Here is a 21,670-nt window from a genome sequence, read left to right as displayed (position 1 = left end):
TTGTTCTTTATGCGAAATCGAAAGCGGCCAGGCCCGGTTCGCGGCTGCGTGCGGCGCCTTGCGCCACCAGCAGCGATTCATCCGAATCCAGCGCGAACGACGATTGCTCGGCACTTGCACGGAAGCTGCGATGGATCAGCAGCTTCTTGTTCGGTACTGCAATGTCCTCCGGCACGCGCTGGCCGTACGACACGTAGTGCAGCGGCAGGCGGCGGCGGATCATCACGTCCATCGCGTGGCCCACCGATGCGGCCTCGTCGATCTTGGTCAGGATGCAGCCGGCCAGGTTGGCATCGCGGTAGGCGCTCACCACCTCATCGAGCGTCTTGCCGTTGCTTGCGGCGTTCAGCAGCAGCAGGCGCTTGATCGACGGGCCCACGGCATGCAGCATTGCCATCTGCTCGGACACCGCGCGATCACGCTGGCTCATACCAATGGTGTCGATCAGCACCACGTGCTTTTCGCGCAGATCGTTGAGCGCCAGGCTCAGGTCTTGCGCGTCTTTCACGGCATGCACCGAGACGCCAAGGATCTTGCCGTAGATGCGCAGTTGTTCGTGGCCACCGATCCGGTAGCTGTCAGTCGACAGCAGTGCCACGCGCGAAGCGCCGTGGCGCAGTACGAAGCGCGCAGCCAGCTTGGCGGTGGTGGTGGTCTTGCCCACGCCGGTCGGGCCCATCAGGGCAAACACGCCGCCCTGGTCGAGCAGGCTGTTTTCATCCGACACGGTGGTCAGGTTCTTTTCAATGGCACGCTGCACGAAGTCCAGCGCACCTTCATACGTGTCGTGCTGCGGCATGTTCTCCAGCACGTAGCGCGTGAGCTGCGCCGAGAAGCCCGCGTTCAGCATGGTCTGGAACAGACGCGTGCGCACCGGATCGCCCAGCTTCACACCCAGCGAGGCCAGGCTCGACATTGCGTCGGTCAGCGTGCTCTTGAGCGTTTCGATCTCACCCACCATGCGGCGGGTCATGGCATCGGTTTCAGCCTTGATGTCGGCCTTGATGGTCGAACGCTGCAGGCTCACGTCGTCGCGCTCGGCGTCAGGTTTGGGCATCGAATCCTCCATGCGGACGAAGATGTCGGCCGGCTTGGCGGTCTCAACCTGCGGTTGCGGGCGGGCAATCTGCTGCTCGGCGCGCACTGCACGCGCCTGGGCTTCCACACGCTCGGCAAACGAGCGCAGCGTCGTCGGCTGGTCTGCCTGCGCACTTGCCCGGGCGGCCGGGCGCATCATCTGTTCGACAGGCTCGTCTTCCGGCACGACGGTGCGGCGGGCGATGAACTGGGCCGTGCTGGCCAGCGTCTGCGCAGCATCTTCATTGGCGCGATCCAGCGAGAGGCCTGCCAGCATGCGGGTGGAGGCGACCAGCGGATCCACACCCAGCAGCGTTTCCGATTCGCCGAGCACAACATCATCATCCACGCGTGCTTGCAGCTTGCGGCCGGCAACCGGTGCGGCAGGGGCCTCTTCCTGTGCCGGCGCGTGGGCAACGGCGACACGGCGCGCTGCGGCAAAGCGATTGCGCAGACGGGCCAGCGCATTGGGTGCGGGCGATGCTTCAGCCCCCGCCTCGGCTTGCACCGGTGCCTGCGGCTCTGCGGGTGCCTGAGCGGCGGCCTCGGCCACTGGTGCGGGCTCTGGAATCGGAGCCGGCATGCTCGGGCGGCGTTGTGCGGCCCTCGGCGCGGTCGAGTGGGTATCGACCAGCGCATCCAGGTGGGTATCGGAAGCGGCGATGACTTCGATGCCGCCCGGCACGGCGCGGTTCGAGAGGATCAGCGCGTCGTCGCCCAACTGGTCGCGCACTTTACGCAACACGTCGCGCGACGTCAGTCCGGTGAATCGATGCATTTTCATGCGCGGCCTCCAAGCATGGCGACAACCTTAATCGTTCGGTGATCTGGAATTTCAGCGTGTGACAGCACGCGCAGGCTGGGTGCGGCGCGCTTGAACAAGCGGGCCAGCATCGGGCGCAGCGCGGGCGGCACGAGCAGGACGCCCGTCTGGCCCATCTGTTCGTATTGGCGCGAAGAATCCGCGGCGGCCTGCATGAGCGAGTCGGCCAGTTGCGGTTCGATCGGGCCGGCGTTTCCGCCAACAATGCTTTGCAGCAAGATGTTCTCCAGATTCGGGTCGAGCGTGACGACCTGCATTTCGTTCTTGGTCGGAAACAGATGCTGTGCGATTGCCCGACCCAGCGCGATCCGCACAGCGGCGGTGAGTTCGGCGGGGTCTTGCGTCTTGCCTCCGTGCTCCGCCAGCGTCTCGACGATGGTGCGGATATCGCGGATGTGCAGGCCTTCGTCCAGCAGGTTCTGCAGCACCTTCTGCACGGTCGCGACGGGCAACAGCTTGGGCACAACGTCTTCGACCAGCTTCGGTGCTTCCTTGGCCAAATGATCGAGCAACTGCTGCACTTCCAAACGGCCGAGAAGCTCGGTGCTATGGGTGTAAATCAACTGATTGACGTGCGTGGCGATGACCGTGCTGCAATCGACCACCGTATAGCCCTCGGCTTGCGCGCGATCGCGCACATCGGCGGTGATCCACATGGCCGGCAGACCGAAGGTCGGGTCGACGGTGGGGGTGCCCGGCAGTTGCGTGCCCAACCGCCCACCATGCCCCTCCTGACCGCCTGGGTTGATGGCCAGGAACTTGCCCTGCTGCACCTCGCCGCTGCCGATCTCCACGCCCTTGAGCGTGATGCGGTACGACGACGGGCCCAGCTCCAGGTTGTCGCGAATGTGCACAACCGGCGCCAGGAAGCCCATGTCCTGCGTGAATTTCTTGCGGATGCCCTTGATGCGGCGCAGCAGCTCGCCGTCCTGGCTCTTGTCGACCAGCGGAATCAGGCGGTAGCCGATCTCCAGGCCCAGCACATCGACCCAGGAGACGTCGTCCCAGCTTGCCTCGGGCGTATCGACGGGGGCGATGGCCTGCAGCACCGGTTCCGGCTCGGGAATCTCGCGGCGCTTCTTCAAATACCAGCCCAGGTAGCCCAGACCGCCGCCAAACAGAATGAACGGGATGTGCGGCATGCCCGGCACCAAACCCAGCAGGCCGATCACACCGGCAGTGGTCAGCAGTACCGTGGGCATGCCGAACAGCTCGGTCGACAGTTGCTGGCCGATGTCCTTGTCGGTGGAGACGCGGCTGACCATGATGCCCGCCGCGGTGGAGATCACCAGCGCCGGAATCTGCGCGACCAGGCCGTCGCCGATGGTCAGCAGCGTGTAGTTGGTCGCGGCGTGGCCAATGTCCATGTTGTGCTGGAGCACGCCCACGGCCAGGCCGCCGATGATATTGATCAGCAGAATGGCAATACCGGCCACCGAGTCGCCACGCACGAATTTGCTGGCACCGTCCATGGAGCCGAAGAATTCGGCTTCCTGGGCGATCGTGGTGCGGCGCTTGCGGGCTTCGTCTTCGCGGATCAGGCCGGCGTTCAGGTCGGCGTCAATCGCCATCTGCTTGCCGGGCATGGCATCGAGCGTGAAGCGCGCGCTGACCTCGGCGATCCGGCCCGCGCCCTTGCTGATCACCATGAAGTTGATGATCACCAGGATGACAAACAGCACGATACCGACGGTGTAGTTGCCGCCCACCAGGAAGTGACCGAAGGCTTCGATCACCTTGCCGGCGGCGTCCGGGCCGGTGTGGCCTTCCATCAGCACCACGCGGGTGGACGCCACGTTGAGCGACAGCCGCATCAACGTGGTGATCAGCAGAATGCTGGGGAACGACGAGAAATCCAGCGGCCGCAGCGTGTGCATGCTGATCAGCAGCACGATGATCGACAGCGCGATGTTGAACGTGAACAGCAGGTCGAGGATGAACGGCGGCAGCGGCAGCACCATCATCGCCAGGATCAGGATGATCAGCACCGGGCCGGCGGCCGAGCGGTAGTCGCCCTGGCGCAGGAAGCTGGAGACTCGGAGCAGTGCGGCGTTCATCTGGAGGTACGGGAAGCGGGGGGCTTTTCGATGGATGCCATCTTGCCGGGGGTGCCGCCAAATCGAAGAAGCGAGAAAGCCGCCCAAAAGGCGGCTTTTCTTTGAAATACCCTCCCGCCGGGGGGTGCGGAAGCCGTCAGCGGCGCCGCCCAGCCCTATCCCGGGGCCGCATGACGGAGAATCCGCGCTGGGCCTCAAAGGTCCGCCGGCGGACCTTTGAGCTGCGGCCACGCCCCCTTTTGGTCCGTGCGCGGACCTCCAAGCTCCGGCGGCGCACCGGCCGAGGTCCGCTCTCGGACCTCAAAGCCCCGGCGCTGGAGGTAAAACGTACGAAGGTGGACAAAAAAGAGGCGGCATCGGACCTCGAAAGGTCCGACGTCGGAGGTCGCAGGTCCATTGATGCACCTAATAGGTGCAGACTCGGAGGTTGAAGCCCCGCACTCGGCTGTTCAAGCCCCCGCCCCAGACAGCGCGACAGAAACGGAAGCTCAGGCCTCGTCCTGCTCGTCGTCCGGTCCGGGTCGTGGCCCCGGGTCCATATCGGCGGGCACCGGCAGGTCGGTCGGACGTTTCGGCGCACGGCCGCCCACCTGATGCATACGGCGCAACTGGTAGACATAGGCCAGGACTTCCGCCACGGCAGCGTAAAGCGCCTCGGGAATCTGGTGGCCGATCTCGGTATGGCGGTACAGCGCACGGGCCAGCGGCGGCGCTTCCAGGATGGGAATCTTGTGCTCGGTGCCCAGCTCGCGGATCTTGGCCGCCACCAGATCGGCGCCCTTGGCCAGCACGCGCGGCGCGCCGCCCTCTTTCTCGGAATAGCGCAGCGCCACGGCGTAGTGGACCGGGTTGGTGACGATCACGTCGGCCTTGGGCACGTCGGCCATCATGCGGCGCGTGGCCGCCTGGCGCTGCATCGCGCGAATGCGCCCCTTGAGGTGCGGATCCCCCTCAGACTCACGGTGCTCCTTGCGCACTTCTTCCTTGGTCATCCGGTGCTTGCGGGCGTATTGCCATAGCGCCAGCGGCACATCCACGGCGGCCACCAGCAGCATCACCGCGGCCATGCAGAGAAACGCCACACCGGCCACGTGCATGACATCGCCCATGGCAGTGCGCAGGTCCTGCTGGGGCAGTTCCATGAACTCCCCCCGGTAATGCAGGATCAGCCCCCAGGCGACGCCGCCCACCAACGCGAGCTTGAGCAGCAGCCGGGGCAGCTCCAGCAGCCCTTCCACTGAAAACATGCGCGTCAGGCCCTGCAGCTTGAACAGGCGCGAGATGTCCAGCTCCAGCGGCTTGAACGAAATCGCCCCGCGCGTGAGCGCCAGCGGCGTGAGCGCAGCCACGATCAGCATGAGGATCAACCCGCCCAGCACCGTGGCCAGCGGCGTGAACTGTGTGCCGATGTAGGTCCACTGGTCCTGCGCCCGGGTGTAGTCGTAGCGGTGGAATTCCAGACAGCGCGCCAGAAACGCCGACGCTGCGCGCACGATCGACTCGCCCATCACCCACAGCCCGCCGGCACTGACGGCCATCAGGGCGAACGAACCCAGTTCCCTTGATTTGGGAACGTCGCCCTCTTCGCGCGCCTGCTCGAGGCGCCGCGGAGAGGCGGCTTCGGTTTTTTCGAGATCGCTATCGTCGGACATGCCGGGCGTGCGAGAGATGGATGACTGGACGGTCGCATTATTCCGGCAACAGGCGCCCGCTAAAGCGCAGAGAACACCGTCTCAGACAGGCTTTTTCCATGAAATGACCGTCCGCCACCGCGCAAACCTCCAAACAACTGTTTGGTAACACTGGCCTAACCAAACACCCTGCCATGGCCGCTACCATGCGCCGCAACCACGTGCGCCGTGGCACGCGCGGTACGGGTATGTCGGGCAGTCCAACCTCATCATGCAGGAGCGGATATGCGGTGGCAGTTCAAGGCCGGGGCCATCCTGGCGGCGGCAGTACTGGTCTTTGCAGGGGTGCGGCTGTTTTCGGCCGATGCCGCTGATGCTCAGCCGGCCGATCCGCCAAGACAAGCCGCTGCGGCCACGCCGCCCTCGCCCGCCCCGGCCCCTGCCGGCACGCCACCAACGCAGGCCGCCCCCGCATACAAGCCACCGCCGCCTCCCGAGCGCCCACTGCCGCCCCGCTTTACCGACTACCTCGCCCGCGAATACCCCAATTCCGCCGCCACGCGCCAGGCCCTCATGCAGATCGCCTACGGCTGGAGCCAGGCCGTCAACGACGTGCGCGGCCCGCAGGACGCCAAGCTGGCTGGTAACGAAATCGCCAAGGGCATCGCCTGCGCACTGGGCCCCGGCGTGCTCGCCAGAACCGGCATCGACCAGCAGACGATGCTCGACCGCATCAAGGCAGCACGCGCGGTCATGCTCGACAACGACAGCGACACAACGGCCTACCTGCGCTTCCAGGCGCTGGCAGGCGGCCAGTACTTCGACGACCCCGGCGCCGCCTCGTGCAGTTTCGATCCGGCCGCGCTGCCGAACTGAGTTTCCCGCCTGACTTCACCCACGCCACCAAGGAGACTGCTGCATGAAGATGAAGAGACTTGCCACCATCGTGCTCGCCGGTTCGCTGCTTGCCGCGCCACTGAGTGCCATCTCGGCCGCGCCCGGATCTGCCATCGTGTTCGTCAACGGCATCAACACCACGTTTGATGATGCGGTGGCCAACCTGCAGGTGCTCAAGACCCAGCTCAATGCGCGCGACAAGAACAACACCTACCTCTACGGCAACGCGTACAACGCCACGCAGGGGTTCTTCAGTGACATCTACCAGGTGTTCAAGCAGAAGGCCGTGGAAGGGTCGAGCCCGGCCGATTTCTGGCGCGCCATCGACGGTAACAGCCTGCCGGCCAGCGGCATGAATGCGACGCTGCAGCAGAAGTACATCGACATCCTCACGAAGAACGACATTCCGGAACTGCCGGACCACCTGAACCAGTACCGCAACTATCTGAAGGCGCAGCGCAAGGTCGTGCTGGTCGGCCATTCGCAGGGCACGCTGTACACCAACTTCGAGATCAACCTGCTGGTGACGGGGCCGGACCAGGCGCAAGGCAGGATCAGCGCGGTCAACGTGGGGAATGCGGCGCGCTATCAACTGCCGGGGTCGACCTATCTGACGTCGCATTCCGATACGGTGATCGGCGCATTGAGCCTGGTGCAGACGGTGCTGCCCGCCAACTACTCGATCGGCTGGCACCCGCTGTCGGATGCGCTGGGGCACTCGTTCTCGAAGATCTACCTGAACACGAGCTACAGCGCGGCGGGGCAGATCGTGTCGCAGGTATCCCAGCAGGCCCGCAACTGACGCAGGACTGAGCAGACGTGCGGTTCGCAATCGCGCCGCACGCCTGCACCGCAGCAGCAAGACGCTCACGGCGTCATATCGACCTGCGGAAAACTTCGTGGCCTTATGCAGGGCGCGTCCATAGCATGACCCGTTCTTTTCAAACCAGAACGGACCAACCGTCATGTCACCCGACCGAGCCATCTCCCCTGCCTTGCCCTTGCATCAACGTGCGCTGGCTGCGCTGCTTGCTGGCGCCATTGCCACACTCACTGCCTGCGGCAGTGATTCGCCGCCCGGTACATCTGCCGGTACCGTGGCCGACAGCAGCACGCCCACGCAGCCCACCACGCCTGCGCGCAAGCCCAACATCCTCTACATCATGGCCGACGACCTCGGCTATTCCGACATCCATGCCATGGGCGGGGAGATCGACACGCCCAACCTCGATGCGCTGGTGCAATCGGGCCGGCTGCTGACCAACCATCACGCCGGCACCGTCTGTGCCATCACGCGCGCGATGCTCATCTCGGGCACCGATCACCACCTCGTCGGCGAAGGCACCATGGGCGCGCCCAACGACGAGCGCGCCGGCCTGCCGGGCTACGAGGGGTATCTGAACGACCGCTCGCTGTCGGTTGCGCAACTGCTCAAGGACGACGGTTATCACACCTACATGGCCGGCAAGTGGCACCTGGGCAACGGTATTCCGGGCAGCGCCGCCAACCTGGGCAAGACGCCCGACCAATGGGGCTTTGAGCGCTCGTATGCGCTGCTGCCGGGCGCGGCCAGCAACCACTTCGGGCATGAGAACGCCAACGCCAAGAACTACACGGAAGACGGCGTCTACGTGCAGCCCGGCCAGCCTGGGCAACCGGGTGGCACCGGCGGCAGCCCGGCGGTGTTCTATTCGACGGACTTCTACACACAGAAGCTGATCAGCTACATCGACTCGCACAAGGGCGACGGCAAACCGTTCTTCGCCTATGCGGCCTATACCTCGCCGCACTGGCCGCTGCAGGTGCCGGACCCGTGGCTGCACAAGTACGCCGGCCGCTATGACGCGGGCTACGACGCCATCCGCAACGCACGCATTGCGCGACAGAAGGCGGCGGGGCTAATCCCGGCCGACTTCACCCCGTTTGCCGGCCTGCCCGGCACGACCGCGCGCTCGCCCGCCTCGCCCAACAACGGCACGGCCAACGCGCGCTACATCAACGCCAACCACGGCCCCGCGCAGGGCTATACCGACTACGGCCCCGGCTACGTCAACAAGAAGTGGAGCGACCTCACGCCGCTGGAGCGCAAGGCGCAGGCGCGCTACATGGAGATCTACGCCGGCATGGTCGAGAACCTCGACTACAACATCGGCCTGCTGATCCAGCACCTGAAAGACATTGGCGAGTACGACAACACCTTCATCATGTTCCAGTCGGACAACGGTGCGGAAGGCTGGCCGATCGACTCGGGCGCCGACCCGAAAGCCACGGATGAAGCCAACGCCACCGACCCGGTCTACTCCAAGCTCGGCACCGACAACGGCCAGGCCAACGCGCAACGCCTGCAATACGGCCTGCGCTGGGCCGAGGTGAGCGCCACGCCGTTCAATCTGGTCAAGGGGCATGCGGCTGAAGGCGGTGTTTCCGTGCCGGCCATCGTGCGCCTGCCGGGCCAGACGCAGGCGCTGCCGCCCATCACGCGTTTTACGCACGTGACGGACAACACCGCCACCTTCCTGGCCGTGGCCGGCATCGCACCGCCCAGCACACCGGCGCAACCGGCCGTGGATGGCAACGGTGTCGACCAGAACAAGGGCAAGGTGCAATACGGCAACCGCGCGGTGTATCCGGTGACGGGGGTGTCGCTGCTGGCGTCGATCAAACAGTCCGCCGATGCTGGCCCGATCCACACCCAGCCCTTCGGTGACGAGTCGTACGGCCGCGCCTACCTGCGCAGTGCAGACGGCCGCTGGAAAGCGCTGTGGACGGAACCGCCGCTGGGCGTTGCGGATGGCCACTGGCAGCTCTTCGATATCTCCAAGGACCGCGGCGAGACGACAGACGTATCCGCGCAATATCCGGATGTGGCGGCCACGCTGTACCAGCAATGGCAGGACTACATGCGCAGCGTTGGCGGTGTGGAGCCACTGCGCCCGCGCGGGTTCTACTGATGGGCGCCGTTCATAGCACCAGGCGCGTGCGCTGGGTGCTGGCGGGCGCGGCGCTGGCAGCAGCCGGCACCGTGCTGCTGCACCCAGCCGGCGGCAACATGGCGGCACGCGCAGCCAACGTGGTCGGCGCGCACACCACGCCACGCCCGCCGCTGGGCACCGCAAACGCCTGCGCCCACTACGCGGGTCTACCGCCAGGCTGGCGCCAGGACACGCGGGCCGGCATGGTGCATGTGAGCAGTGGCAGCTTCACCTTCGGCACCACGCTGGGTTATCCGGACGAACGCCCCGCCCAAGGCGCTGGCAAGACGCGCGTGAGCGGCTTCTGGATCGACCAGACCGAGGTGACCAACGCGCAGTTCGCCACCTTCGTCGCTACCACCGGGTACGTGACCGACGCCGAACGCCAGGGTGGCGCGGTGGTCTTCCACGTGCCGGACACGGCAGAACTGCAGGCGCGCCCGTACGCGTGGTGGCGCTGGGTGAAGGGCGCGGACTGGCGACACCCGACCGGGCCGGACAGCAAGCTCATCGATGTCGATAACCAGCCCGTAACGCGTGTCACCCAAGCCGATGCGCTGGCCTACGCACACTGGCTCGGCCGCGACCTGCCCACCGAAGCGGAATGGGAATACGCCGGCAAGGCCGGGCAGGACGGTGCCGACCTGGAGACGGCTCCGCGAGACGGCAATGGCAAACCCGGCGCCAACTACTGGCAGGGCATCTTCCCCGTGCTCGACACGGCGGAGGACGGCCACGCCGGCATTGGCCCGGTCGGCTGCTATGCCGCCAACGGCTTCGCGCTGTACGACATGATCGGCAACGTGTGGGAATGGACGCGCGATGCCTACACCGGCCCGCATCAGTCGCACGCAAATGGCGACACCCGTGCGGTGGCTGTGTTGGACCAGCCACAGCGCTTCGGCCAGAACAGCAACCAGCCGAACCGGCCGACGGTGATCAAGGGGGGCTCGTTCCTGTGCTCACCGGATTTTTGCGTGCGCTATCGGGCCTCGGCGCGTGAGGCGCAGGAGGCCGACCTGCCTGCTGCGCACATCGGGTTCCGGACGATTCTGCGCGACTGAGTACGGCCCCGGAAACGAAAACGCCCGCCAAAGTGGCGGGCGCTGGCAGCAAACGGGGAGCCTTGGCAGCCGATTCGTCACCCGATCTCAGAAGCCGAGGCTTTCCAACAGGTCGTCCACCTGTTCCTGGCTACCGACCACGTCCGGGTGGTCCGGGTTGATCTGCGGGCCATTCAGCAGCGACGTCGACGATGCTTCCGTGCGCAGATGCTCAGGCGCGTTCTCCAACAGGATGCCAACCAACTGACTTTCGATCAGTTGCACGACATCCAGCACCTTCTTGATCACCTGGCCGGTCAGATCCTGAAAATCCTGAGCCATCAGGATTTCCATGAGCTGCTGGTTGGTGTCGCGCGTCTTTTCCGGAACGCTGCGCAAGAAGCCGTTGGTCTGGCCGACCAGCTCGCGGATTTCCTCATCGCCCAGTTGGCGGTCCATCCACGATTGCCAGCGGTTGACCAGCGCCTCGGCGTCGGATTCCAGCGCGTCTTGCACGGGGCGTGCCGCATCGATGGCGTTGAGCACGCGGGTGGCCGCCTGCTCGGTCATGTTGGCGATGTAGTTCAGGCGGTCACGCGCGTCGGGAATGGCCGATGCAGCCTTCTCCACACCTTTGTCCAGGCCCAGCTCGCGCATGCTTTCACGCAACATGCGCGTGAGGTGGCCGATGCGCTGGAGCATCTCCGGCATGTCGGCGTGATCCACACCTTCGGTGGCTGGCGCTTGGGTGCCGGAATGCGCGCCATCATGCATCTCGCTCATCACGCCCCCTTTTCGATCTTCTCGAAAATCTTGCCCAGCTTTTCGTCCAGCGTGGCAGCGGTAAAGGGCTTGACCACGTAGCCGTTGGCGCCTGCCTGGGCGGCAGCAATGATGTTTTCCTTCTTGGCTTCGGCCGTCACCATCAGCACCGGCAGCTTGCTGATGACCGGGTTGGCGTCGCCTCGGATGCTCTGCAGCATCTGCAGGCCATCCATGTTGGGCATGTTCCAGTCCGAGATCACGAAATCGAAACGGCCTTCCTTGACCTTGGCCAGGCCGGCGGCGCCGTCTTCGGCCTCGTCGACGTTGGCAAAACCGAGTTCCTTGAGCAGGTTACGCACGATCCGGCGCATCGTCGGGAAATCGTCGACGACGAGGAATCGGTACTGGCTCTTGTCCATGGACACAATCTCCGCAAACTAACTGAATTGGGGGGTTTCGGGCTTCCTAGGCAGAGTTATCGGCGCCTGGAGCCAATTCTTGAGCACAGACCTGATCGGCCGGCCCCTCGCGGGCGAGAACCCGTTCACGATCCGTAGCCGGCAACCCGGGGTTGGCCCGGGAAGCACGGCCGTACACGTTGTACGGCGTGCATCACAGGGCCAGGATCGTGCCAGTTACACACGCGTCACACGACCGTGTGCAGACAGCTTGGCCAGCACGTGCGGGCCGATCTGCGACAGCGGCAGGACTTCGTGCACGCCGCCGTGGGCCACGGCTTCCTTGGGCATGCCGTAGACCACGCACGAGGCCTCGTCCTGGGCGACGTTATACGCGCCCGCGTTGCGCATTTCCAGCATGCCGGCCGCGCCATCCTTACCCATGCCTGTCAGGATCACGCCCAGCGCGTTGGCCCCGGCGTTGCGCGCTGCCGATCGGAACAGCACGTCCACCGCCGGGCGGTGCCTGTTGACCGGCGGCCCCTGGTCCAGCTCGGTGACGTAGTTGGCGCCGCTGCGGCCCAGCGACAGGTGCATGTCGCCCGGGGCAATATAGGCGTGGCCGGGCAGCACACGTTCACCGTGCACGGCTTCTTTCACGCGGATGCGGCACAGGCCATCGAGCCGCTTGGCAAACGAGGTGGTGAACCCCGCCGGCATGTGCTGCACGATCAGGATGCCGGGGCAATCAGGGGGCATTTCCAGCAGGAAATCCTTGATGGCCTCGGTGCCGCCGGTGGACGCGCCCACGATGATGAGCTTTTCCGTCGACGAGAAATGGGTACGGGCCTGTGCCGGCGCCACCGGGGCAGCAGGCGCGTGCTCCGCGCGAACGTGTGCGCCGTGGGACGCAGCGGTTGTGTGGGCCGCGGGCGCCGCCGTACGCGGGCGCAGCCGCGCACGTGCCGCCGCACGAATTTTGTCGGCAATCTGGTCGGCGTATTCGTTCATGCCGTCGCGCATGCCCAGCTTGGGCTTGGCAACGAAGTCCACCGCGCCCAACTCCAGCGCACGCAGCGTGGCTTCCGAGCCGCGCTCGGTCAGCGAGGAGATCATGACCACCGGCGTCGGGCGCAGGCGCATGAGCTTTTCCAGGAAGTCGAGGCCGTCCATCTTCGGCATTTCGACGTCCAGCGTCAGCACATCCGGATTGGTCTGTTTGATGAGGTCGCGCGCGATGATCGGGTCCGGCGCCACGCCCACCACCTCCATGTCGGGCTGGCTGTTGATGATCTCCTTCAGGATGCTGCGGATCAGTGCGGAATCGTCGATGCACAGCACCTGAATCTTGCGTTTGTCGTTCATATTTTCGGGGGCAAGGTCAGGAATTACGTAAACAGTTGCAGGCGCGAAGTGGGCTTCGTCGCAATGGACTTCGACAGCTTGCTGGCGTATTGGGCTTCGCTGTCCAGCTCGGCGGCGGAGCTTTGCGAGCGCAGCTTGCGCACCATGATCTGGCCGGTGGACGGCACGAAGTACACCTTGCGCGGATGCACGTCGAAGAGGTCCTTGGCGGCCACCGCCAGCCCTTCGTTGCGCAGGAATTCGAGCACGAACTTGCCGTTGCGCTCGCCCACGTCCAGCGTGCTCATGCCGGCCAGGACGGCGGCGCCGCCAAACACCTTGATCTCCAGGTGCTCGCGCCGGGCACCGGCCTTGTAGAGCTGGTTGAGCAGCACTTCCATGGCGTGCGTGCCATAGCGCATGGAGGGCGACAGGATCGATTCCCCCTCGTTGCGCGAGGGCAGCATGAAGTGGTTCATCCCGCCAATACCGAGAATCTTGTCGCGCACGCAGGCCGAGACGCACGAGCCGAGCACCGTTACCAGCATCAGGTCTTCAGTGGTGACGTAGTACTCGCCGGGCAGCACCTTCATGGCACGGCGGCTGAAGGTGGTGTCGTAGTAGGCGTGCGTGCTGGCAGCCGATTGCGCGAGCGTGGCCATGGCACCGACGGTCATGCCGCTGTCGCTGCGCACGGTGTCGGCGGCGGTGCGCAAGGTTGCGTGTGCGTTTGCTTTCTTGCCGAGTTCGATCATTTCGCCCCCGTCATCTTCGCGCGCAGTTCAGGCGCGATTTCGTACACGGTCTTGCCGCGCAGCGACCACGCGCGGGTCACCTGCAGGAAGCTCTCCGAATGGCCGGCAAACAGCAGGCCGTCGGGCTTCATCACGTCAATGAAGTGCTCGAGGATCTTGGCCTGCGTGGGCTTATCGAAATAGATCATCACGTTGCGGCAGAAGATCACGTCAAACTTCTGCTGTAACGGCCAATCACGGTCGAGCAGGTTGATCTGGCGGAAGTCGATCATGGCCTGCAGCTCGGGGCGCACACGTGCGTAGCCCTCCTGCTTGCCGGTGCCGCGCAGGAAATACTTTTTCAGGCGATCGGAGGACAGCGCCGCGACGCGCTCCATCGGATAGATGCCGGCGCGGGCACGCGCCAGTGCATTGGTATCCACATCGGACGCGACCACGCTCACCTGGCCCGGCGACATCGTGCCAAACGTCTCGGCCAGGGTAATGGCGATCGAGTACGGCTCCTCGCCGGTCGACGAGGCCGAGCACCACACGGTAAACGGCGTGCGCTTGGCCTTGGCGTGCTCGGCCAGGAGCGGAAAGTGATGCTGCTCGCGGAAGAATGCGGTCAGGTTGGTGGTGAGCGCGTTGGTAAAGGCTTCCCACTCATCAGGCAGATGGCCGTGTTCCAGCGCATCCAGGTACTCGCGGAACGAGCCGAGGTTGACCACGCGCAGGCGGCGAGCCAAGCGGCTGTAGACCATCTCGCTCTTGCGATCGGACAGCGAAATGCCGACGCGGCGATAGATCAGGTCGCGAATGCGGGCGAAATCTGCCGCGGTAAACGAAAACTCACGCGACGCGAGCGTCGGCGAAACTGGCGCCAAGGTTTGTGCCGTTTGTGCCATTGAATAACTACCCCGTAATTGCGCGAGTCTTGGCGCCCGCTTTCAGTCGATTGGCGGGCACCGGGCTTCTGGTGCCACGCCGCAGATGTTGCTGGTAATGCTGGCGAGGTGCTGGCGTCAGAAGGTGCTCCATTCATCATCATCGGCAGAAGCAGCGGACAGCTTGAGGGCTGGTGCTGCAACGGCCACCGAAACTGCGGCTGCCACCACGGGTGCAACCGAAGAATGTGCTTCCTGGGGCGCTTTTCCGCCTTGATCCAGCGCAACGGCGGGTGCTTCGGCTGGGGCCGAAGCGTCAGCAGCCACCGCAGCCGGCGCCGTCTTGGCCGCTTGCCCCGATTTGCGAGAAGCAATCGCGCGGGCCACGGAACGCACAACCTGCGTCTTGCCCCCCGGGTGAACCTCACTGCGCACTGCAGGCTTGGCGGGCTCGGCCGGCAGATGTGGCACCACGGGTGCCGCCAGTTCAGCAGACTCGTCCGTACGGAACGCCGATACTGCGGTGCGCAGCAGTTGCGCCTGCTCTTCCAGCGACAGCGCAGCGGCAGCCGCCTGCTCGACCAGCGCAGCATTCTGTTGGGTCACTTCGTCCATCTGATTGACGGCCTGGTTGACCTGCTCGATGCCGGAGCTTTGCTCATCCGATGCCGCAGAAATCTCGCCCATGATGTCCGTCACGCGCTTGACGGCCACCACCACCTCTTCGATCACCCCGCCCGCCTCCGTCACCAGGGCGGAGCCGTTGCGTACGCGGCCGACGGAATCGCCGATCAGCTCCTTGATTTCCTTGGCTGCCGTGGCCGAGCGCTGCGCGAGGCTGCGCACCTCCCCCGCCACCACGGCGAAGCCGCGCCCCTGCTCACCTGCACGGGCGGCTTCCACGGCGGCGTTCAGCGCCAGGATGTTGGTCTGGAAGGCGATGCCCTCGATCACGCCGATGATGTCCGCAATCTTCTTGCTGCTGGCGTTGATGCCCGACATCGTTTCGATCACGCGGCCCACCACCTGGCCGCCCTTGACGGCAATGTCCGATGCGCTGCCGGCCAGTGCGCTGGCCTGACGGGCGTTGTCGGCGTTCTGCTTCACGATGCTGGTCAGCTCTTCCATGCTGGAGGCGGTTTCCTCCAGCGAGCTGGCCTGCTCTTCGGTGCGTTGGGAAAGATCGGCATTGCCTGCTGCGATCTGCTTGGTGGCACTGGCAATTGAATCCGCCGAGCTCTTGATGTTGCTGATGGTGCCAGTCAGCTGCTGCTGCATCTGCGACATGGCGAAGAGCATGCTGTCCCGATCGCCGGGGCGAGTTTGCACCTGCACAGCCAGATCCCCTGCGGCAATGCGGCGGGCAACGTCGGCGGCGTATGACGGCTCACCGCCCAGCTGGCGCGACAGCCGGCGTGCGATGACGATGCCCAGCACAATGCCCAGCACGGCGCCCACACCCGCCATCACGATCATCAACAGGCGCGAGCGTTGCGCATCTTCACGGGCGCGGGCGGTAGACGCCGCAGAGACGTCCTCCATGCGCTTGACCATCTTGTCGAGCGTCTTCTCAAAGGCTGCGGTGTCGTCCAGCAGGCCTACGTTCTCTGCCGTGACGCGGCTGTCGAACTGGGTCGGGTCCAGGCCCTGCCTGTCCATCAGCGCGACGAAGTCCGTCATGCGCTTGCTCCAGACGGGGTAGATGGCATCCACCTCGCGGATCATCTTCTTGCCTTCGTCCGATACGAACTGCGGACGCACGTTCTCCACGCCGTCTTTCAGGCGCTGCATGCTCGCGTTGATCTCACCGCTCAACGCCTTGCGCTCATTGAGCGTGGTCGCAATCAACAGTGCCGTCTGCGCACGACTGGCGTGAGCAAGGCTGTTGGCCGCGCTGCCCATCTGAGTGATGGCGCGCATCTGCTTCTGCGCCAGTTCATCGCTGGCGCGCGTCAACTGCGTGATCGTGTAAATACCCAACCCGCCGATGGCCGCGCCCATGGCGGCCACGATCAGGAATCCGCCGGTCAGCACCGTGGACACCGGCAAACGCTTGATCCAACCCATGTTGTCTACCTCTCTTTTTTATATGCCCCTGTAACCGCTATCGGCCCTTGGGGGACGGCTCTTTAGAACCGCCTCGGGGTCATGCCACTTCAGAGGGGGATCGCCCCAACGTCAGCCGGCACGACTTGCCCAGGCAAAAAAAAACCTGCCCCGAAGGGCAGGCTGCACACCACAAACACACACGAGAGAGCTTTCGCGAGCAGCGAAGATCCCGTGCATACATGGTTAAAAGGTTTCCCAGTCGCTATCGTCGCCGCCTGCGGCAACGAGCTTGGGCGTTTCCAACTTGGGCGCTTGAACAGCCGCCGACGTTGTCGATCTGGCCGCTGCGGGGCGCACGCGTTGTTGTTCGCTCACGGCCGCTTCCACAACGGCCGGTTTGGGTTGTTCGTTGGTCTGCTGCACAAGGGCAGGCGTTTTACGGGCCGGCGCAACCTTGGTTGCCGCACGGCGCGCCGCCGGTTTCACCACAGCCGGCTTAGCCACGCGCGGCACGCTCGCAACCGGCCGAGCCGGTTCGATTGGCGTGCTGGCATGCGTGCGGAACACGGCCACCGCCTGACGCAGTCCGTCGGCCTGTTCCTGCAGCGACATGGCCGCCGCAGCCGCCTGCTCCACCAGCGCAGCGTTCTGTTGCGTACCCTCATCCATGCGATTGACGGCCTGGTTGACCTGCTCGATGCCCGCACTCTGTTCGTCTGATGCCGAACTGATCTCGCCCATGATGTCGGTCACGCGCTTGACGGCCACCACCACTTCGTCGATCACGCTGCCAGCTTCCGCCACCAGCGTGGTGCCGTTTTCAACGCGGCCCACCGAATCGCTGATGAGTTCCTTGATCTCCTTGGCTGCCGTGGCCGAGCGCTGCGCCAGGCTGCGCACCTCGCCCGCCACCACCGCAAAGCCGCGGCCCTGCTCACCCGCACGGGCCGCTTCCACAGCCGCATTCAGCGCGAGGATGTTGGTCTGGAAGGCAATCCCTTCAATCACGCCGATGATGTCGGCGATCTTCTTGCTGCTTTCGTTGATGCCCGCCATGGTGTCCACCACCCGGCCCACCACCTCGCCGCCTTTCACAGCGATGTCCGACGCGTTGCCGGCCAGTGTGCTGGCCTGCCGGGCGTTGTCGGCGTTTTGCTTCACGATGCTCGTGAGCTGCTCCATGCTCGACGCGGTCTGCTCCAGCGACGAGGCTTGCTGCTCGGTGCGCTGTGACAGGTCCACATTGCCCGCGCTGATCTGCTGGGTGGCGCTGGCAATCGAATCAGAACCCGAGCGCACCTGCGCCACCATCTTCTGCAGACTCTCCTGCATACGCTGCAGGGCCATCAGCAGGCGGCCGGTTTCATCCGCACGGTTCACCTGGATGCTGTGTGTGAGATCGCCCTGCGTGATGTGTTCCGCCTGTTCGATGGCACGCGTCAGCGGCAGCGTGATCGAGCGGCGCAACGCCCACGTCAGCAACCCGCCCACCACGATGCCGCCCAGCAACAGACCGGTCGTCAGCGCGCTCAGACTGGCGTGCTCACGCTGGCCGTCTTCATAGCCAGACTTGGCAGCCGCCAGCTGCATGCGGTTGAGCGCCACCACCTTGTCGCCCAGTGGGCGATACAGGGCCGGCATCACATCCATCACCGTCTTGGTGATGGTCGTCTGGTCATCGGCCTGAATAGCGCGCATCAGCACCTCGGCGCCATCGCGCACGAAGGTGTTGCGCAACCCATCGGCTTCGTCGGCCAGCTTGCGCGCCTCCGATGAAGTCGGCAGCGCGCGGTAGCGCTTCCAGGCCGCATCGGATTGGCCGAGAAACATCCTGGCGCGCTCGATCGTCTTGTCCATGCCGGGCGCACCAGGCGCCATGGCTGCGCGATCCAGCACGATGCGAAAGCTCAGCAGGTTGGAATCGGAGTCGGCCAATGCCACAGCACCCGCCAGTTGCACGGCGTACGTGTCCTGCAAGCGTGTATTGGCGTGACGCATGCCGACAAGGCCCGTCACACCCACGATGACGGCAAGCACACCAATGCCCGCCATCATCAGCCCCAACCGGAGCCGGATGGTCATTCTGCTGAACATGGATTTCCCTCCCCTTTCAGCGCCGCACCTGTGATACGGCGGGCATTTGAGCGCCCGCCGCAAGGTGTCTTGTCGCCTGCCGGGCGCACTTGCGCACCCCGGCCAAACTGATCCGCTGTGCTTAAGCGGCTTCGGCCTCGTCGCACAGCGCCATGTCGGCCGACATCAGCAGGCGCTCGATGTCCACCAGGATCAGCATGCGTTCGTCGATCGAGCCCAGGCCACGGATGTATTCCGTATCCAGCGCGCCCGAGAACTCAGGCGCCGGCTTGATCTGCTGGCTTTGCAGCGTCAGCACGTCCGACACGCCATCCACCACGATGCCGACCACGCGGTCCCTCAGGTTCAGGATGATGACCACGGTGTACTGGTTGTACTCCACGCGGTCGAGCTGGAACTTGATACGCAGATCAACGATCGGCACGATGATGCCGCGCAGGTTGATCACCCCCTTGATGAAGTCGGGTGCATTGGCAATGCGCGTGACGGTCTCGTAGCCACGGATCTCCTGCACTTTCAGGATATCGATGCCGTACTCTTCGCGACCCAGGGTGAAGGCCAGGTACTCCTCCCCGCCGGTTTCCTCACCGATCGCATGTTCCTTGACTTCCATTGCGGCTCCCCTCGGCCCCGTCGGGCCACTAGATTGAATTCGTTGTCTGGCGACTGATCCCACACAGCACGGCGTGGCGCTTATGCGGCGGCCATCGCCTCGGTCGAGAACCGACCACCCGGTGCCTGCGCCATCTCTTGCTTCTCGCCAGTAACGGCACGCATGGCGTTTTCTGAATGGCCCGACCGCCCTTCTCGGGCCTCGCGCATGAGCGCCGACACATCAACGATCAGCGCCACGCTGCCATCGCCCAGAATGGTTGCCCCCGAAATGCCAGGCACCCGGCGGTAGTTGGTCTCCAGGTTCTTGACCACCACTTGTTGCTGGCCGACCAGCTCATCAATCTGCAGGGCGATCTTCTTGCCTTCCGAATCCAGGATGACGACGATGCCTTCCGACGGATCGGGCAGCGACGGCGTAATGCGGAAGCGCTCGTACATCGGCACCAGCGTCAGGTATTCGTTGCGCACCTTGAGCAGGCGTCCGCCGCCGGGCACCGCCTTGATGTCTTCCGGACGCGGCTGCAGCGATTCGGCCACGCACGACAGCGGCAGAATGAACACTTCTTCGCCGGTCTTGACCGACATGCCGTCCAGAATGGCCAGCGTGAGCGGCAGCACGATGCGGATGGTCGTGCCCTTGCCCTTCTGCGACTGGATCTCGACGTAGCCGCCCATCGACTGGATGTTCTGCTTGACCACGTCCATGCCCACGCCGCGGCCGGACACGTCCGTCACCTGGTCGGCGGTGGAGAAGCCCGGCGCGAAGATGAGCTGGTTGATCTCGTCGTCGGTCATGTTGTCCGACACGGGCAGGCCGCGCTCGCGGGCCTTCTTCAGAATCTTGTCGCGATTCAGGCCCTGGCCGTCGTCACTTACCTCGATGACGATGTTGCCGCCCTGGTGGGCAGCAGAGAGCAGCAATTGGCCGGTGGCATCCTTGCCGGCAGCCACGCGGGCCTCGGGCAGTTCGATGCCGTGATCCAGGCTGTTGCGCACCAGGTGCGTGAGCGGATCGATGATGCGTTCGATCAGGCCCTTGTCCAGTTCGGTCGATTTGCCGAACGTCGACAGTTCGACCTGCTTGCCCAGCTTGTGCGCCAGGTCGCGCACCAGACGCGGGAAGCGGTTGAACACGTAGTCCATCGGCATCATGCGGATGGACATGGCAGCTTCCTGCAGATCGCGTGCGTTGCGCGTGAGCTGCGACAGGCCGGCAAACAGACGTTCGTTCAACACCGGGTCGAACGAAGACGCGGTCTGCGCCAGCATGGCCTGCGTGATGACGAGCTCGCCCACCAGGTTGATGAGCTGGTCGACCTTTTCCACACCCACGCGAATCGACGTTTCGGCAGCCACTGCCGGCTTTTCTGCGGCAGCGGGACGCGACGGCATTGGCACGGCGGCGGCCGGAGCGGCCGGAGCGATTTCATTGGCAGCCGGAGCATGCACTTCGGTTTGCGCGGCGGCAGGCGTCGGGGCGGCAACCTGTGCTTCCACCACCGGCGCCGCAGCGGCCACCGCTGCCGGAGCACCACCACCCACGTGCGGCGTGATGACGATCTGGTCGGCATCGATGATGAAGCAACTCACCGCGATGATGTCGTCGGCAGTGCAGGTGCTCTGCAGCACGATGTCGCTGTTGCGGCCGGTGCGCACGTGGCTCACCAGGGTGCCCAGGTGCTTGAGTTCGGTGACGATCAGCTCGCAGTCTTCGTTGGAGACGTCGATCAGCTTGATGTCCAGGCCACCGTCGATGGCCACTGCCGGTGCAGCGGCCGGTGCCTCCGCCACAGCGGGTGCCACCGCAACGGGTTCGACAGCCGCCGGAGCCGATGCAGCGACAGGCGCTACCGGCGCTGGCTGTGCTGCTGTGGCGCCATCCTCGGCAGCCAGGCTGTTGAGCTTGGCCACCATGTATTCGAGCGTGGCCGTATCGATGGGGTGCTCTTGCCGGTAGGCATCAAGTTGGCTTTTCAACACGTCTTTCGTTTCCAGGAAGGCATCCACCATGTTCTCGCGCAACTGCAGGGTACCGGTGCGGGCGCGGTCCAAAATCGATTCCGCCACATGCGTGAGTTCCGTCATGTGGGTAAAACCGAAAGTTGCGGCACCGCCCTTGATGGAGTGCGCGCAGCGGAAGATGGCGTTCAGATCATCAGAAGAAGGGTTGGCGACATCGAGATTGAGCAGCAGCCGCTCCATGTCGACGAGCAGCTCTTCCGCTTCTTCGAAGAAGGCGCCGAAAAACTGGCTAAGGTCGAGGTTCATGTTGTGGTCTCTGACG

General features: G+C 64.7%; 16 protein-coding genes. 4 read left to right on the top strand and 12 right to left on the bottom strand.

Going from position 1 to position 21,670, the window contains the following annotated elements:
* Nucleotides 1-7 precede the first annotated feature (7 nt).
* The 3 genes from flhF to flhB all read right to left on the bottom strand — a co-directional run bounded on the left by flhF (nt 8) and on the right by flhB (nt 5,609).
* On the bottom strand, nt 8-1,861 hold the full coding sequence (gene flhF / locus R2N11_RS13435) for a flagellar biosynthesis GTPase FlhF (protein WP_316681387.1): 1,854 nt from the start codon (nt 1,859-1,861) through the stop codon (nt 8-10).
* Nucleotides 1,858-3,957 carry a flagellar biosynthesis protein FlhA gene (flhA, locus tag R2N11_RS13430; protein ID WP_199032015.1) on the bottom strand — a complete coding sequence of 700 codons (2,100 nt, stop codon included), beginning with the start codon at nt 3,955-3,957 and terminating at the stop codon, nt 1,858-1,860. The genes flhF and flhA overlap by 4 nt, the downstream gene beginning before the upstream one ends.
* Nucleotides 3,958-4,445: 488 nt before the next feature.
* Entirely contained in the window at nt 4,446-5,609 is a 1,164-nt protein-coding gene (flhB, locus tag R2N11_RS13425) for a flagellar biosynthesis protein FlhB (RefSeq protein ID WP_316681385.1), read from the bottom strand.
* Nucleotides 5,610-5,873: 264 nt separating this feature from the next.
* Here flhB and R2N11_RS13420 point away from each other — a divergent pair, with 264 nt between their 5' ends.
* The 4 genes from R2N11_RS13420 (at nt 5,874) to R2N11_RS13405 (ending at nt 10,521) form a co-directional block, all read left to right on the top strand.
* A complete protein-coding gene (locus R2N11_RS13420) occupies nt 5,874-6,464 on the top strand; it encodes a hypothetical protein (protein ID WP_316681384.1) in 591 nt (196 codons plus the stop codon).
* A 49-nt stretch (nt 6,465-6,513) separates the two neighbouring features.
* A complete protein-coding gene (locus tag R2N11_RS13415; RefSeq protein WP_316681409.1) occupies nt 6,514-7,287 on the top strand; it encodes a hypothetical protein in 774 nt (257 codons plus the stop codon).
* A 163-nt stretch (nt 7,288-7,450) separates the two neighbouring features.
* Nucleotides 7,451-9,436: an arylsulfatase gene (locus R2N11_RS13410; protein ID WP_316681383.1), complete on the top strand. Its 1,986-nt coding sequence runs from the start codon at nt 7,451-7,453 to the stop codon at nt 9,434-9,436.
* Nucleotides 9,436-10,521 (top strand): formylglycine-generating enzyme family protein, encoded by a 1,086-nt coding sequence (locus R2N11_RS13405; protein WP_316681382.1) that lies wholly within the window; start codon nt 9,436-9,438, stop codon nt 10,519-10,521. The genes R2N11_RS13410 and R2N11_RS13405 overlap by 1 nt, the downstream gene beginning before the upstream one ends.
* A gap of 87 nt (nt 10,522-10,608) precedes the next feature.
* Here R2N11_RS13405 and cheZ read toward each other — a convergent pair whose 3' ends face one another.
* From cheZ to cheA, 9 genes are all read right to left on the bottom strand, one after another.
* Complete coding sequence (gene cheZ / locus R2N11_RS13400; protein ID WP_199032019.1) at nt 10,609-11,283, bottom strand: protein phosphatase CheZ; 675 nt, start codon at nt 11,281-11,283, stop codon at nt 10,609-10,611.
* Nucleotides 11,283-11,684: a chemotaxis response regulator CheY gene (cheY, locus tag R2N11_RS13395; protein WP_021192836.1), complete on the bottom strand. Its 402-nt coding sequence runs from the start codon at nt 11,682-11,684 to the stop codon at nt 11,283-11,285. The genes cheZ and cheY overlap by 1 nt, the downstream gene beginning before the upstream one ends.
* A gap of 216 nt (nt 11,685-11,900) precedes the next feature.
* A complete protein-coding gene (locus R2N11_RS13390) occupies nt 11,901-13,028 on the bottom strand; it encodes a protein-glutamate methylesterase/protein-glutamine glutaminase (protein WP_316681381.1) in 1,128 nt (375 codons plus the stop codon).
* 23 nt (nt 13,029-13,051) lie between these two features.
* Nucleotides 13,052-13,669, bottom strand: a complete 618-nt coding sequence (cheD, locus tag R2N11_RS13385) for a chemoreceptor glutamine deamidase CheD (RefSeq protein ID WP_039598565.1) — start codon at nt 13,667-13,669, stop codon at nt 13,052-13,054.
* 89 nt (nt 13,670-13,758) lie between these two features.
* Nucleotides 13,759-14,649 (bottom strand): CheR family methyltransferase, encoded by an 891-nt coding sequence (locus tag R2N11_RS13380; protein ID WP_199032021.1) that lies wholly within the window; start codon nt 14,647-14,649, stop codon nt 13,759-13,761.
* A gap of 117 nt (nt 14,650-14,766) precedes the next feature.
* Nucleotides 14,767-16,695, bottom strand: a complete 1,929-nt coding sequence (locus R2N11_RS13375; protein WP_316681378.1) for a methyl-accepting chemotaxis protein — start codon at nt 16,693-16,695, stop codon at nt 14,767-14,769.
* A gap of 225 nt (nt 16,696-16,920) precedes the next feature.
* Nucleotides 16,921-18,771, bottom strand: coding sequence for a methyl-accepting chemotaxis protein (locus tag R2N11_RS13370; protein WP_316681377.1), 1,851 nt, complete (start codon nt 18,769-18,771; stop codon nt 16,921-16,923).
* 121 nt (nt 18,772-18,892) lie between these two features.
* The gene (locus R2N11_RS13365) at nt 18,893-19,384 is read right to left on the bottom strand and encodes a chemotaxis protein CheW (RefSeq protein WP_199033050.1); all 492 of its coding nucleotides are present in this window, start codon (nt 19,382-19,384) and stop codon (nt 18,893-18,895) included.
* A gap of 80 nt (nt 19,385-19,464) precedes the next feature.
* Entirely contained in the window at nt 19,465-21,654 is a 2,190-nt protein-coding gene (gene cheA / locus R2N11_RS13360; protein ID WP_316681376.1) for a chemotaxis protein CheA, read from the bottom strand.
* Nucleotides 21,655-21,670 lie beyond the last annotated feature (16 nt).

The organism is Ralstonia flaminis, from assembly GCF_958415495.1.
Taxonomy (GTDB): Bacteria; Pseudomonadota; Gammaproteobacteria; order Burkholderiales; family Burkholderiaceae; genus Ralstonia; species Ralstonia flaminis.
This window is presented reverse-complemented; position numbering and strand designations above follow the sequence as displayed.

What these genes read in the sequence shown, in the direction of transcription:
- flhF (WP_316681387.1), bottom strand. Translation starts at nt 1,861, where the DNA reads ATGAAAATGCATCGATTCACCGGACTGACGTCGCGCGACGTGTTGCGT.
- flhA (WP_199032015.1), bottom strand. Translation starts at nt 3,957, where the DNA reads ATGAACGCCGCACTGCTCCGAGTCTCCAGCTTCCTGCGCCAGGGCGAC.
- flhB (WP_316681385.1), bottom strand. Translation starts at nt 5,609, where the DNA reads ATGTCCGACGATAGCGATCTCGAAAAAACCGAAGCCGCCTCTCCGCGG.
- R2N11_RS13420 (WP_316681384.1), top strand. Translation starts at nt 5,874, where the DNA reads ATGCGGTGGCAGTTCAAGGCCGGGGCCATCCTGGCGGCGGCAGTACTG.
- R2N11_RS13415 (WP_316681409.1), top strand. Translation starts at nt 6,514, where the DNA reads ATGAAGAGACTTGCCACCATCGTGCTCGCCGGTTCGCTGCTTGCCGCG.
- R2N11_RS13410 (WP_316681383.1), top strand. Translation starts at nt 7,451, where the DNA reads ATGTCACCCGACCGAGCCATCTCCCCTGCCTTGCCCTTGCATCAACGT.
- R2N11_RS13405 (WP_316681382.1), top strand. Translation starts at nt 9,436, where the DNA reads ATGGGCGCCGTTCATAGCACCAGGCGCGTGCGCTGGGTGCTGGCGGGC.
- cheZ (WP_199032019.1), bottom strand. Translation starts at nt 11,283, where the DNA reads ATGAGCGAGATGCATGATGGCGCGCATTCCGGCACCCAAGCGCCAGCC.
- cheY (WP_021192836.1), bottom strand. Translation starts at nt 11,684, where the DNA reads ATGGACAAGAGCCAGTACCGATTCCTCGTCGTCGACGATTTCCCGACG.
- R2N11_RS13390 (WP_316681381.1), bottom strand. Translation starts at nt 13,028, where the DNA reads ATGAACGACAAACGCAAGATTCAGGTGCTGTGCATCGACGATTCCGCA.
- cheD (WP_039598565.1), bottom strand. Translation starts at nt 13,669, where the DNA reads ATGGCCACGCTCGCGCAATCGGCTGCCAGCACGCACGCCTACTACGAC.
- R2N11_RS13380 (WP_199032021.1), bottom strand. Translation starts at nt 14,649, where the DNA reads ATGGCACAAACGGCACAAACCTTGGCGCCAGTTTCGCCGACGCTCGCG.
- R2N11_RS13375 (WP_316681378.1), bottom strand. Translation starts at nt 16,695, where the DNA reads ATGGGTTGGATCAAGCGTTTGCCGGTGTCCACGGTGCTGACCGGCGGA.
- R2N11_RS13370 (WP_316681377.1), bottom strand. Translation starts at nt 18,771, where the DNA reads ATGTTCAGCAGAATGACCATCCGGCTCCGGTTGGGGCTGATGATGGCG.
- R2N11_RS13365 (WP_199033050.1), bottom strand. Translation starts at nt 19,384, where the DNA reads ATGGAAGTCAAGGAACATGCGATCGGTGAGGAAACCGGCGGGGAGGAG.
- cheA (WP_316681376.1), bottom strand. Translation starts at nt 21,654, where the DNA reads ATGAACCTCGACCTTAGCCAGTTTTTCGGCGCCTTCTTCGAAGAAGCG.